10 protein-coding genes are annotated in these 12,475 nt (G+C 69.0%); 3 read left to right on the forward strand and 7 right to left on the reverse strand.

Annotated elements, in window-relative coordinates; genetic code table 11:
• Positions 1-101: 101 nt before the first annotated feature.
• Both HDG68_RS00860 and HDG68_RS17495 read right to left on the reverse strand, forming a co-directional pair.
• Positions 102-1,355: a CDP-glycerol glycerophosphotransferase family protein gene (locus HDG68_RS00860; RefSeq protein ID WP_172148372.1), complete on the reverse strand. Its 1,254-nt coding sequence runs from the start codon at positions 1,353-1,355 to the stop codon at positions 102-104.
• An 86-nt stretch (positions 1,356-1,441) separates the two neighbouring features.
• Positions 1,442-3,061, reverse strand: a complete 1,620-nt coding sequence (locus HDG68_RS17495) for a glycosyltransferase 61 family protein (protein ID WP_172148374.1) — start codon at positions 3,059-3,061, stop codon at positions 1,442-1,444.
• A gap of 311 nt (positions 3,062-3,372) precedes the next feature.
• On the opposite strand from HDG68_RS17495, the gene HDG68_RS00870 reads away from it, so the two are divergent.
• Positions 3,373-4,515 (forward strand): hypothetical protein, encoded by a 1,143-nt coding sequence (locus HDG68_RS00870; RefSeq protein WP_172148376.1) that lies wholly within the window; start codon positions 3,373-3,375, stop codon positions 4,513-4,515.
• A gap of 81 nt (positions 4,516-4,596) precedes the next feature.
• Here HDG68_RS00870 and cysN read toward each other — a convergent pair whose 3' ends face one another.
• From cysN to HDG68_RS00885, 3 genes are read right to left on the reverse strand one after another with little or no spacing between them, the layout of a single operon-like run.
• On the reverse strand, positions 4,597-5,907 hold the full coding sequence (gene cysN / locus HDG68_RS00875; RefSeq protein ID WP_172148378.1) for a sulfate adenylyltransferase subunit CysN: 1,311 nt from the start codon (positions 5,905-5,907) through the stop codon (positions 4,597-4,599).
• Between the two features lie 3 nt (positions 5,908-5,910).
• Complete coding sequence (gene cysD / locus HDG68_RS00880; RefSeq protein WP_172148380.1) at positions 5,911-6,813, reverse strand: sulfate adenylyltransferase subunit CysD; 903 nt, start codon at positions 6,811-6,813, stop codon at positions 5,911-5,913.
• Positions 6,810-7,694 carry an inositol monophosphatase family protein gene (locus HDG68_RS00885; protein ID WP_172148382.1) on the reverse strand — a complete coding sequence of 295 codons (885 nt, stop codon included), beginning with the start codon at positions 7,692-7,694 and terminating at the stop codon, positions 6,810-6,812. The genes cysD and HDG68_RS00885 overlap by 4 nt, the downstream gene beginning before the upstream one ends.
• Positions 7,695-7,810: 116 nt before the next feature.
• Here HDG68_RS00885 and cysC point away from each other — a divergent pair, with 116 nt between their 5' ends.
• Entirely contained in the window at positions 7,811-9,043 is a 1,233-nt protein-coding gene (cysC, locus tag HDG68_RS00890) for an adenylyl-sulfate kinase (protein WP_172148384.1), read from the forward strand.
• A gap of 22 nt (positions 9,044-9,065) precedes the next feature.
• Here the strand turns inward: cysC and HDG68_RS00895 are convergent, their stop codons facing one another.
• Positions 9,066-10,043, reverse strand: a complete 978-nt coding sequence (locus tag HDG68_RS00895; RefSeq protein WP_343037350.1) for an ABC transporter ATP-binding protein — start codon at positions 10,041-10,043, stop codon at positions 9,066-9,068.
• On the reverse strand, positions 10,036-11,013 hold the full coding sequence (locus HDG68_RS00900; protein ID WP_343037351.1) for an ABC transporter permease: 978 nt from the start codon (positions 11,011-11,013) through the stop codon (positions 10,036-10,038). Before HDG68_RS00900 ends, HDG68_RS00895 begins: the two co-directional genes overlap by 8 nt.
• Positions 11,014-11,123: 110 nt before the next feature.
• On the opposite strand from HDG68_RS00900, the gene HDG68_RS00905 reads away from it, so the two are divergent.
• Complete coding sequence (locus HDG68_RS00905) at positions 11,124-12,392, forward strand: CDP-glycerol glycerophosphotransferase family protein (RefSeq protein WP_172148386.1); 1,269 nt, start codon at positions 11,124-11,126, stop codon at positions 12,390-12,392.
• The last annotated feature ends 83 nt before the right edge of the window (positions 12,393-12,475 follow it).

The following is a 12,475-nucleotide window of genomic DNA, read 5'->3' on the forward strand; positions in this document are numbered from 1 at the left end:
ATCCAGGTCGGCCGCTCGAAGGTTACCCGAGCATCGATTCGCCGGACCACCGTCATCGTACGTTCACCACCGGCTCGCCCGGACGTACCCGGATGTCGCGCTCAGTCCCGACCGAGTCGTGCGAGCTCGCGCTCGTGTCGCTCGATCGCGGACCGGCAGGCTCCGACGAAGCGCTCGAGCGAGGAACCCGGAGCGACGTCACCCAGGTAGTACTCCACCAGTCGCTGTCGGTCCTCCCGGCCAGGATCGTCGGACACCTGTCGCCGAACCAGCTCCGCCGCGTCATCGACATCGCCCACACGCAGCCGGGGAGTCAGATCCAGGAGGGGCGTCGAGGCGATCGTCGCCCAAGGTGCCGCGACGTCCGTCACGATCAGCGGGCGCAGCGTCGGCAGCCACTCGGTCGCGGCAGCGGAGATGTCACAGACCAGCAGATCGGCCTCGGCGAACGTCTCAGTGAGCTCGCCGTCCGTCCGCACCTCATGACCGGCACCAGGCTCGGCGGCGGTTGCGGCTGCCAGCACCGCCCGGACCTCACGGTCGGCCCGCGCATAGTTTGCCGACCGGACTCCGCTGAGCGGGTGCGGTCGGTACAGCAGCCGCAGCGTCGGGTCGGAGACGACCGCCCGGGCGAGCTCAGGACCCAGCACGTCCAGCGACCCGTAGGCGACAGAAGGGTTCGCCCCTTCCCACGTCGGGGCGTACAGGACCGTGGTCCTGCCTCCAACGCTCGATCGCGCGACCTGCGGCACACCGTCGACCTGAGGGCGACCGACCGTCACACACCGCGCCTCGGCATCGAAGTAGGGCAGATTTCGTGCGAAGCGGTCGACGGCCGCCTGCCCCGCGACGAAGACCAGGTCGTAGGCCTTGTGCTGGTTCGACACCGACACGGTCTTGTCCGAGTCCCCGTGCAGCAGCGAGACGTGGACGAGTCGACCGAAGCTCAGCATCGTGAAGTTCTGCGGGCTGTGGTTCACGTAGAGCGCGAGACGCACGTCGCTGCCGGTGAGGATCTCGTCGAGCGTGGCGTGCAGCGCGACGGTGACGACCCGTAGTGAGCTCTCGGTCCTCAACAGCCTGGCCGTCCGGGAGTCCCCAGCCACCACGACGAGAGGGACGGTGCGGTCGAGCTCCTCGAGCGCGCGGTACCACTGCCGGATCTGGTACATGCTCTCGGGCGGGTCCCCGAAGAACACGACGGCGCGAGCAGGCAGCGTGGTGCCCTGAAGCATCGCGTCCTCGCCGAGGCCGTCAGGCACCCCGCCGGGCAGCAGGCCGAGTCGGCGGATCACGCGCCCACCGGTCGAGCGCACCTTGCCCCGCAGCCGGGCGCCGCGTCCGACGTCAGTCATGCGTCCCCTCTCTCCTTCCCCCACCTCGGGACAGCGGGGCGGGGTCGTCACATCATAGGGAGTGCCGACGCCGTGGTCGGCTCTGCCTAGCCGTCCTGCAGCACCTGCTCCAGCTCGTCGCGGTGTCTGGGCAGATCGAAGGTCCATGCCGACTTGTAGGCCTCACGGGTCCACCCGCCCACAGGATGCGCGATCTCCGGAGCGTTCCAGAAGTAGTGGAGGCGAACGTCCAGAGGGAGCGCGATCAGAGCCTCGTTCCGCGCCGTGTAGGCCTCGTGGGTCAGCACGATCATCGTCTCGAGGCGGTCCGCGAAGAGGGCGTTGAACATGCCGGACCCACCGAACCCGGCGATGGTCCTCGCCTGGGAGAAGACCTGGGCCTGTCGACTCAACGAGAAGTCCTCGGGATAGATCACCTCGAAACCTGCGTCGCTGAAGTAGCCCTCGACCTCCTCGCGGTTGAGGCACCGTCGGTTGCCGTAGGTGTCGCGGCGCGAGACGAAGACCTTCTCCCACGTTGGCCCGTCCTGCACGGGTAGCCCGTCCCGGATCCGCTGCCAGATCGCCCGGATCCCGGGGTGCACGTAGTGCGGCCGAGAGTTGTGGAACATCGGCGTCGCGGCGTACATCGACTCGAGCCGGACGGGGTGATCGACCCAGGCGATGTCTTCCTCGGCTATACCGAACGCCGAGAAGATCGTCCTCTCGAGCGCGGGATCGCGCTCCTGCGGATACCGGATGCGGAATATCGCCCGGAGGTCCGGATCATCCTGCTTGGCACGATCCCACCCCCACAGCCGAGAGATGACCTCCGTCAAGAGATGACCGAAGTGGCCCGAGTTCTCGGAGTCCAGCAGGTAGTAGGAACCACCAAGATCGTCCCTCGGCATCAGACGCTGCGGGACGCGGCCGAAGCGGGCATCGGCGTCGACCAGTCGCGGGTTGGATGGTCGTCGGTTGAGATGGTGCCGGAACGAGTCCGGTAGCACCTCGTGGTCGGTCAAGGTCAGCGCATTGGACACGAGCCCTACGTGACCCTGGTAGTGGCGCAGGTGCAACGGTGGCGTGAGCACGGTCGTCGCCAGTCCCGCCAGCTCCTTGCTCGCGCCGTGGGAGACGATCTCAGTGCCCGCACGGAAGGTGTCACCGGGCGCCACCACCAGCTCATCGACCTTGGTCCGCGACCCACGGGACCGGAGGAGTCGAGTCGCCGAGTCGTCCCTCAGCTTCAGGAAGTGCCGACCGGTCTTGCGCACCCTGATCCAGCGCCGCCCGACCCGGACACGGAGCGCCGCCCGGCGCAGCTCACGAACGTCCCGAGGCACGACGCCTCCGTCACCGGCGAGCGTCCGAAGCAGTGCACCGAACTCGTCGGTCGTGGTGACCTCCGACGCCGGATCGAGCGCTACGACGTACAGGCCCTCAGGACTCAGGTGGAACAAGAGCTCCCGAAGCATGGCGGCCTGGACCTCGGCGCTCGCGGATCGTACGACCACGATTCTATCTACCGGTCCCAGCCGTTCGAGATGCCGTCCCGGTGACTCCTCGTCGTCGAAGGTCAGGAACCGGTGCCGAGAGGCATCGAGTCCCCACTCCGCGTGCTCCGCGGGAGCGATGACGAACAGCTCCTGGTCGCGATAGGAGGCGAGGAAGGTGCGAAGCCTCGCCGGCGGCAGGTCGTCGGCGATCACCACCACCCGGCTCACGCCGTGCTGGGTCTCGGGCTCCGTGGCAGGCCTCCGGCCCTCGATCCGACTCTCTCGAGACCTTATCCCTTCAACGGTCATCACGTGAGGCTAGCCTGTCATTCCAGAGCGACGTGAACGGCGTGCGACGGGCGTGGCGACCACCAAGCGTCATGCAGCGACGAAGGCAGCCTCTAGAGTCGTGCTCGACGTTGCCGACGAGATCGGATGGATGACGACACGACCGCGGAAAGGTGCGCATGTCGATCAGTGAAGAAGCTCCCTCGACGCTCCGGTTGCCGGAGCGGGCTCGACTCCTGCACATCGGGTTGATGAAGACCGGGACGACCAGCCTCCAGAACGCCGCGGCGGCCCTGCGCCCCCAGCTTCTCCAGAACGGTGTTCGGTACCCGGGGCGCTCGACCAACCACCGCAGTGCCGTCAATGACTTCATGGGGCACTCGTGGGGTTGGGGGACGACCCCCGTCGCGGGCGCGTGGTCCAAGGTCAAGGCGGAGATCGATGCGGACCTGGAGAACCGCATTTGGCTCGGCCACGAGTTCGGCGCCAACGCCGACGACGAGACCGCAGCCCGGTGGCGTGACGAGCTCGGCGACCGGGCTCACGTCGTCGTCACCTTGCGCAACTATGCGGCGCTCCTGCCCTCGGTCTGGCAGCAGACGACGAAAGAGGGCGACCGCTGGCCCTTCGACGAGTGGCTCGCAGGAGTGCTGTCGGACGACCCGAGCGACGAACTGCGCCCGTTCAGGGACCGGCACGACCAGGGCAGAGTCGTCAGCCGGTGGGCCCAAGCATTCGGGCCCGAGAACGTCACCGTCGTCGTCGTGGACAAGTCCAGCCCGGACCTGCTGTTCGATGCGTTCGAGCGGATGCTGGATCTCGAGACCGGGTTGCTCGCCTCGGCACCGCTCGACGGAAAGTCCACGAACCGTGGGATGTCGATCGAGGAGTCCGAGTTCCTGCGAGTGCTCAACCTCACACTGCGCGAGGAGCTCACCTGGCACGAGTACTGCAAGTGGCTCCGTGACGCGGCGTCCACCGCGCTGCTCCGTCGACGACAGCCCGGCGAGCACGACACCCGCTTCGTGCTCCCTACCTGGGCGGCCGACGCAGCTCACGAGCGCTCGTTGGAGTTCGTCGATGCGATCAACCGGTCCGGCGTGCGGGTGATCGGCGAGCTCGATCGGCTCTCGACCGAGGTCCGAGCCGCACAAGCACCGCCCTTGGGTGCGGACGTCGTACCGATCGACGCTGCGGCGGAGGCCCTGCTCGGGGTGATCCGCCAGGGCCGACGCGACGAGACACGCCTGAAGGAGGCGCGGCGACGGATCAAGAGCCTCGAGAAGGCTGCAGCTGCCCACCGGCCCTCAGGAACGGCGATCGAGGCGGCCAGCGGCCGCGAGCTCGTCCACGAGCTGGGGTCGCGCCTCCGGCGACGGTTGCGTCGGGGCTGAGGCCGACGAATGCCGCGAGGCCCCGACATCGAGCACGATGTCGGGGCCTCGCGGCACTGCAGAACGTCCTGCCGATCGCCGTCAGGAGCTGTGCGGCAGCCCGCCGATCATCCCGGCGGCGACGGTCTTGTTCGTCGACTCGTCGACCAGGATGAACGATCCCGTCTGCGGGTTCTGCTGGTACGGGTCGACGAACAGCGGCTGCGTGACACGGAGCTGTATACGACCGATCTCGTTGAGCTTGATCTCGGTCGCCTCCTCGTCACGGTGCAGCGTGTTGACGTCGACGCGATAGTTGATGTCCTTGACCATCGCACGCGCCCACCGGGTGGTGTGCTTGATGGCGTACTTCTTGCCCTTGACGAGCGCGGAGTCGGAGTCCATCCAGCAGATCTGCGCGTCGATGTTCTGCAGCGCGGCGGGCGTGTTGTTCGGCCGGGCGATCATGTCCCCGCGGGAGATGTCGATCTCGTCGGCGAGCCGGACGGTGACCGCCATCGGGGGGTAGGCCTCCTCGACGGGACCGTCGGCCGTGTCGATCGCCTCGATGGTGGTCTCCAGGCCCGCGGGCAGCGCCACGACCTTGTCGCCGGGCTTCATCACGCCGGACGCGACAGTACCCGCGTAGCCGCGGTAGTCACGCGCGTCGTGCGACTGCGGCCGGATCACGTACTGGACCGGGAACCGCACGTCCATGAGGTTGCGGTCCGAGGCGACGTGCAGCCGCTCGAGGTGGCTGAGCAGCGCGGGCCCGTCGTACCAGGGCGTGTTCTCCGAGCGGTTGACGACGTTGTCGCCCTCCAGCGCGGAGATCGGGATGAACGTCAGGTCGGGCACGCGCAGGCGGGAGGCGAACTCCGTGAAGTCCTTGCGGATGTTCTCGAAGACGTCCTCCGCGTAGTCCACGAGGTCCATCTTGTTGACGCACACCACGATGTGCGGCACGCCCAGCAGGGTCGCCAGGAACGTGTGGCGGCGCGACTGCTCGATGACGCCCTTGCGCGCGTCCACGAGGATCAGCGCGACGTCGGCCGTCGAGGCCCCCGTCACCATGTTCCGGGTGTACTGGATGTGGCCCGGGGTGTCGGCGATGATGAACTTGCGCTTCGGCGTCGCGAAGTAGCGGTAGGCGACGTCGATCGTGATGCCCTGCTCACGCTCGGCACGCAGGCCGTCCGTCAGCAGCGCCAGGTCCGTGTAGTCGTTGCCACGGTCCTGGGAGACCTGCTCGACCGAGTCGAGCTGGTCCTCGAAGATCGTCTTGGAGTCGAACAGCAGGCGGCCGATGAGGGTCGACTTGCCGTCGTCGACGGAGCCGGCGGTCGCGAACCGCAGCAGGTCGACGGAGCCGTCGGTCATGGCCTCGGCGGTGTTCTCGATCGTGGTGCTCATGGCTTAGAAGTAGCCCTCTCGCTTGCGGTCCTCCATCGCGGCCTCGCTCACCTTGTCGTCGCCGCGGGTCGCGCCACGCTCGGTGACGCGCACGGCGGCGGTCTCTTCGACGATGGCCTGCAGCGTGGTGGCGTCGGACTCGACGGCGGCGGTGAGGTTGGCGTCGCCGACCGTGCGGTAGCGCACGGAGCGGGTCTCGGAGGTCTCCCCCTCCTTCAGCGGGGTGAACTCGTTGACGGCGAACAGCATCCCGTCGCGGTTCACGACCTCGCGCTCCTGGGCGAGGTAGAGGTCCGGGATGTCGATCTCCTCGGCCGCGATGTAGGACCAGATGTCCAGCTCGGTCCAGTTCGACAGCGGGAAGACGCGGATGGACTCGCCCTGGTGGACACGGCCGTTGTACAGGCTCCAGATCTCCGGACGCTGGTTCTTCGGGTCCCACTGGCCGAAGTCGTCGCGGAAGGAGAACACACGCTCCTTGGCGCGTGCCTTCTCCTCGTCGCGGCGGCCACCGCCGAAGGCCGCGTCGAAGCCGTTCTTCTCGATGGCCTCCAGCAGCACCGGCGTCTGGATCCGGTTGCGCGAGCCGTTCGGCTCCTCCTGGACCAGGCCGCGGTCGATCGCGTCCTGCACGGAGGCGACGACGAGCTGGATCCCGAGGTTCTCGACCCACCGGTCACGGCACGCGAGCACGGTGGGGAAGTTCAGGCCCGTGTCGACGTGCATGATCGGGAACGGGATCCGCGCCGGCGCGAACGCCTTGGCCGCCATGTGCAGCATGACGATCGAGTCCTTGCCGCCGGAGAACAGCAGCACCGGCCGCTGCATCTCCGCGACCACCTCGCGGATGATGTGGATGCTCTCCGCTTCGAGGCTGCGGAGCTGGCTCAGGACGTGAGACGTCACGACTGGGCACCTTCCTTGATCGCCACGCCGACCTCCTGGAGCGCCGCGCGCAGGTGCGCGGCCAGGGTCGGGTGGCAGACGAACAGATCGGGGAGCCAGGGGTCCTGGCGGTTGTACTCGAGCGGGGTGCCGTCGAGCCGGGTCGCCGTGTGCCCGGCGGCCAGCGCGACCGCGACCGGCGCCGCGGAGTCCCACTCGTATTGTCCACCACCGTGGACGTAGGCGTCGACGGTGCCGTCCACGACGGACACCACCTTGACGCCGGCCGACCCCATCGGGACGAGCTCGACGTCGTCGCGCTCGGCCAGCTCGGCGACGAAGGCCGGCGGGCGGGAGCGGCTGGCAGCGATGCGCAGCGGCCGCTCCCCGCGCAGCACGGCCTCGGCGGCCGCGTCCAGGTCGGTGGACGACGACGGAGCACCGGTGGTGTGCACGACGTCGCGGGCCGGCAGCGCGACAGCGCCGGCGAGAAGCCCGCCGGGGCCCGCGGTGGCGTCTTCCGCACCGCGTGCCCACAGGGCGACGTGCACCGCGAAGTCGTCCCGCCAGCCACCGTCCGAGGCTCGCTCCGCGAACTCCCGCGTCCCGTCGAGCGGATCGATGATCCACACGCGGTCGGCGCCGGTGCGCGCGGCATCGTCCTTGGCCTCCTCGGACAGCACCGCGTCGTCCGGCCGTGCCTGCGTGATCGCGTCGGCCAGCCACTGCTGGGCCGCCGCGTCACCGGCGTCCTTGAAGGCCCGGGCCTCGAAGTCACCACCGGCGGCGTCGATGTCGGCGCGCAGGGCGAGCAGCACCCGCCCTGCTCCGTCGGCGAGCGCAGCCGCCAGGGCGGCGTCGTCCAGCGTCCCCGGAGGGAAGGCCGGCGATGGCGTGGTCATCAAGCTCCTCGGTACTCCAGGGGATGGGGAGCGCAGCAGGCTGCGAACCTCGCCGAGGCTACCATTGCGGCGAAGCCCGAGGCCGTGACGATCTGATTGCCGAGACCAGCGCACCCATGAACCTCCCTGAAGCCACGTACGTGCTGTCCGACGACGAGCTCGACCTGCTCGAGCTCCACCTCGGCGGCGGCACCGACCGCCTCCAGCTCGACGGCGACCTCCCCCAAGTGCCCGTGACGCTCACCGACGTGGAGAACACCCCGCTCGCGGTCCTGCGTGGCACGGATGCCGGCCCGTCCGCGGAAGCGGTCAAGCCGTTCGCGCGTGCGGCCGGTCCGCACTGGGACCCGGCGCTGCGCCGCCCGGCGCGCGACGTCTCGCACGGGCTGCGCCGCGAGGTCGGGCCGGAGGGTACGGTCCTCGCGCTCGTCGTCGACGAGGCACCCACCCGTCAGGAGCTGGACGCGCTCCCCGGCCTGACGTCGTCGGCGTCCGCCGTGCTGGTCCTGGTCCCCGTCCAGCGCCGTTCCCCTGCTCCCGGAGCCGTCGGTGCGCCGGGCCTGGCACGAGTCGGCATGCTGGTACGTGACGCCGTCGGCGCCACCGGTGCCAGAACGTCCGCCTCCGTCGTGCCCTGGGCACCGGGCCGCGGCCTCGACCTGGCCACCGTCGCCGCACGATACGGGGCGGACCGTACGGTCCGTCTGTCGGACGTCCGCGACGAGGGCACCGTCCGCCGGCTGGCCACGCTCGGCACCCGCTGGTCCGACGAGGTGCACGCGCTGTACCCGCCCGACGTCGCCGCGGAGGTCGAACATGCGGCTCGCGGAGCGCGCCAGGAGGGCACCGTGGTCTTCTTCACCGGCCTGTCCGGTTCGGGCAAGTCCACGGTCGCCCAGGCGCTCGCCGCCGAGCTCGACGACGAGGGCCGGCACACGACATTGCTGGACGGTGACGCCGTGCGTCAGCATCTCTCCAAGGGACTCGGTTTCGACAAGGAGTCGCGCGAGCTGAACGTGGAACGGATCGGCTACGTGGCCTCGCTCGTGGCGTACCACGGCGGTATCGCTGTCGCCGCGCCGATCGCGCCCTTCGCCTCGTCGCGCGCGAAGGTTCGCGAGATGGCCGAGGCCGCCGGCCGTTTCGTGCTCGTGCACGTCTCCACGCCGCTGGAGGTGTGCGAGGCACGGGACCGCAAGGGTCTCTACGCGAAGGCGCGCGCGGGCGAGATCCCCGAGTTCACCGGGATCTCCTCGCCCTACGAGGAGCCGACCGACGCCGACCTCGTCATCGACACCTCGACGGTCTCCGTCGAGGACGCCGTGGCGCAGGTCAAGGAGCTGCTCTAGCAGCCGTGCCGGCCACGGGACCTCAGCTGCGACGCTGTCGGTCCTGCCTGCTCTGCCCGTCCTGCCGGTTCTGGCGCCGACCACCGGCCCGTGCGCTGGACCGGGCCTGCCGGTGGGCGCGGACGAAGGCGCGGTACGCCTCGGTAACCTCCTCGACCGGACCGTCCATGACGAGCTGACCCTGGTGCATCCACAGCACCCGCGTGCACATCGCCTCGATGGTCGAGATCGAGTGGCTCACCAGGAACACCGTCCCGGCCTGCTCGCGGACCTCTTCGATCCGCGCCTTGGAACGCGCCTTGAACGCGGCGTCACCGGTCGCGAGCGCCTCGTCGACCATGAGGATGTCGGGGACGGCGGCGGAGCTGATCGCGAACCGCAGGCGCGCAGCCATCCCCGACGAGTAGGTCCGCATCGGCATGTCGACGAAGTCGCCGATGTCGGCGAACTCGACCACCTCGTCGAACTTCTCGTCGATCTGCCGAGGAGTCATCCCCAGGGCCAGACCACCGATCTCGATGTTCTTGGCCCCGGTCATCTGCGGCATCAACGCCGCGTTGACACCGAGCAGGGCGGGTTCGCCATCGACGTAGACGGACCCGGTGTGCGGCGGGATCAGCCCCGTGATCGCCCGCAGGAGGGTGGACTTGCCCGACCCGTTGATCCCGACGATCCCGATGGACTCGCCGTGACGTGCCGTGAACGACACCCCACGGACCGCGTGGACCTCCGAGACGGCACCGACGTGCTGCCGTCCCGCGCCGAGGAGCCGCTTGACGGGATTGCGTCGCACAGGAGTGGCGTCCTGCACGTGGAGCCCTTGCTTCTTGGCGCTCTCGCGCTTCTTGCCGCCGAACACCCGGAAGACGATGTGCAGGTCGTCGACCACCAGGCAGGGGTCCCCCAGCGGGATCGACTCCGCGTGCTCGCCGGCGTCGTCGGACTCGTCCTCGAGGTCGAAGTCGAGATGGGCGTCGGCCTCGGCCACGTCGTCAGTCACGTCCGTACCTCTCCTCACCACGCCAGAAGATGATGAACCCGACGACGAAGAACACGACGGCCCAGACGGCACCCAGCACCCACATGAAGGGCTCCTGCGGAAAACCCTCCTCGTTCATCAGGGAAGACCGGCCCAGGTAGAGATAGACGGCGATCGGCTGGAACTCCAGGATCGTGCCCATCCAGCCCTGCATCCACTCGGGAAGCTCGCTGACGTACCGCACCACGGGGAAGATCACGCCCGATCCGTACATCGCCAGCCGCAGGATGAAGCTGATGACGTTGTCGAGGTCGGGCGTGATCGCCACCAGGCGTGCCATGACGAACGCCAAGCCCATGTTGAACACCCAGAGCATGCCGACCGCGGGAATCAGCAGCAGCCACTGCCACGTGACGGGCACGGGCTCGTAGGCGGGCAGAAGACCCGACCCCAGCACGATGAGGCACATCACCACCAGCGCCGGGACGAGGGTCGTCAGGTGCGACATCACGTTGGACAGCGGCAGCACGGCGCGGGGGAAGTGCAGCGACCGGATCAGGTTGGACCGCTTGGCGATCGACTGCGCACCGCCGTTGACCGACTGCTCGACGAAGCGGAACAGGAAGACACCGATGACGATGAACGCGATGGTGTTGTCCACGCCGCGGCTCACGTTCAGCAGCATCCCGAAGATGAGCACGTAGACAGCGGCGTTGAGGATCGGGTTGAGGACCGCCCAGAGCTGGCCCAGGTACGTGTTCTGGTTGCGTGCGTACGCCGAGGACATGCCCAGCACCCGGATGAACGCTCCGCGACGGGCGACGTCCTTGATGTAGGTCCACAGCGGCGGACGGACGCCCATCTTGGTCAGGCCGAACTGCTCGGCGATCGCCTGACGTTCGGCGGACGACGTCGACGGGACGACGGGATCGGGCGGCTCCGGCGGCCGCGGACGTCCGGCGTCCTGCGCACCCGAGGTCGCGGTCTTCACGGGGGTCACGATGCGATGCGAACCTGTCCTTCAGGGGATCCGACCGTATGATCCTACCTACAGGTCGACGTTCGCCCTGTCCCCTCAGCACACCTGGCGCAGGAAGGCCGATGCCGACAGTCCGCACTCCCGCTCGTCCCGTCACCCGAGCGACGTCGTGGGCGGCCGGCACCCTCATCCGCTGGGGCGTGCACGCCAAGCGTCTGCTCGTCTCCGCAGCCGAGCGTGGTGCCGAGTCGAGCACCGACGTCTCCGAGCACGGCAGCACGCCCGTGGTCGCCTACTTCGGCGACCAGCCCGCGACCCTGTACCAGATCCGCCAGTGGCTCCCGGTCTTCGAGGCGGTCGCCCAGCACCGACCCCTCCTGGTCCTGACCCGGGACGCCACCACCAGCCGCCTCCTGCGGCAGGAGACGTCGCTGCCCGTGGTGCTGGCCCACCGCATCGACGACGTCCTCGCGGCCTACCGGCAGGTCGACGCCAAGGTCGTCGTCTACGTCAACAACGGCATGCTCAACTTCCAGTCGCTGATCTACCCGGACGCGCTGCACGTGCACGTCAACCACGGCGAGTCCGACAAGATCTCGATGGTCTCCAACCAGGCGAAGGCGTACGACCGCGTGGTGGTCGCCGGCCGGGCCGCGGTCGAACGCCATCGCCGGGCGCTGATCAACCTGCCCGACGACCGGCTCGCGGTCTGCGGTCGCCCGCAGCTCGACCATGACGTCGACCCCGTCCTCCCCCCGGCTCCTGCCGGAGTGCGCACGGTGCTCTACGCCCCGACCTGGTCGGGAGAGAACGACGCCAACAACTACACCTCGCTGGACCGCTACGGGGAAGTCATCGTGCGTGCCGTCCTGTCCCACCCGGACCTCCGGCTCGTCTACCGCCCGCATCCTCGCGTCGTCGAGGGCACGGACCCCGCGTGCGCCAGAGCGCACCGCACCCTGGTCGGGATGATCGAGTCGGCGAACCGCGCGGCGGAGCGGCACCTCATGCCGTTCCACGACGCCCCTCTGGCCGTGTTCGACGGCGTCGACCTGCTCGTCACCGACGTGTCCTCCGTCGGCCTGGACTTCCTCTACCTCCGCCCGGAGGCGCCGATCGTGCTGACGGACCGGCGGACCGACCGTGAGCGGCTCGAGTGCGAGGCCCCCGTCGCACGGGGCACCGACGTCGTGGACGCCACGACGGTGGAGGACGTCGCGGGGACGATCCGACGGAACCTCGACGCGGACCCGCACCGTGCCGAACGGGCCAGGCTCCGCGACCACTACTTCGGGTTCGAGCGCCACGAGTCGAGCACCCGGTTCCAGGAGCTGGTCGAGGAGTGCATCACCACCCGTGACGCTCTCGTCCGGGAGCGCGACACCCGCTGAGCAGCGGCGGACGAGCGAGCGGGCGCACCGTGACCCTGCCGTCGCCCGGCGTTCATCCGCGCGCAACCCGCGATCCGCCTCGA

The sequence above is a fragment of the Isoptericola chiayiensis genome, assembly GCF_013149805.1.
Taxonomy (GTDB): Bacteria; Actinomycetota; Actinomycetes; order Actinomycetales; family Cellulomonadaceae; genus Isoptericola; species Isoptericola chiayiensis.

Excerpts from the sequence above, each read along its gene's own strand:
- cysN (WP_172148378.1), bottom strand. The coding sequence starts at position 5,907 with ATGAGCACCACGATCGAGAACACCGCCGAGGCCATGACCGACGGCTCC.
- HDG68_RS00885 (WP_172148382.1), bottom strand. The coding sequence starts at position 7,694 with ATGACCACGCCATCGCCGGCCTTCCCTCCGGGGACGCTGGACGACGCC.
- HDG68_RS00905 (WP_172148386.1), top strand. The coding sequence starts at position 11,124 with ATGCCGACAGTCCGCACTCCCGCTCGTCCCGTCACCCGAGCGACGTCG.
- cysC (WP_172148384.1), top strand. The coding sequence starts at position 7,811 with ATGAACCTCCCTGAAGCCACGTACGTGCTGTCCGACGACGAGCTCGAC.
- HDG68_RS00860 (WP_172148372.1), bottom strand. The coding sequence starts at position 1,355 with ATGACTGACGTCGGACGCGGCGCCCGGCTGCGGGGCAAGGTGCGCTCG.
- HDG68_RS00870 (WP_172148376.1), top strand. The coding sequence starts at position 3,373 with ATGAAGACCGGGACGACCAGCCTCCAGAACGCCGCGGCGGCCCTGCGC.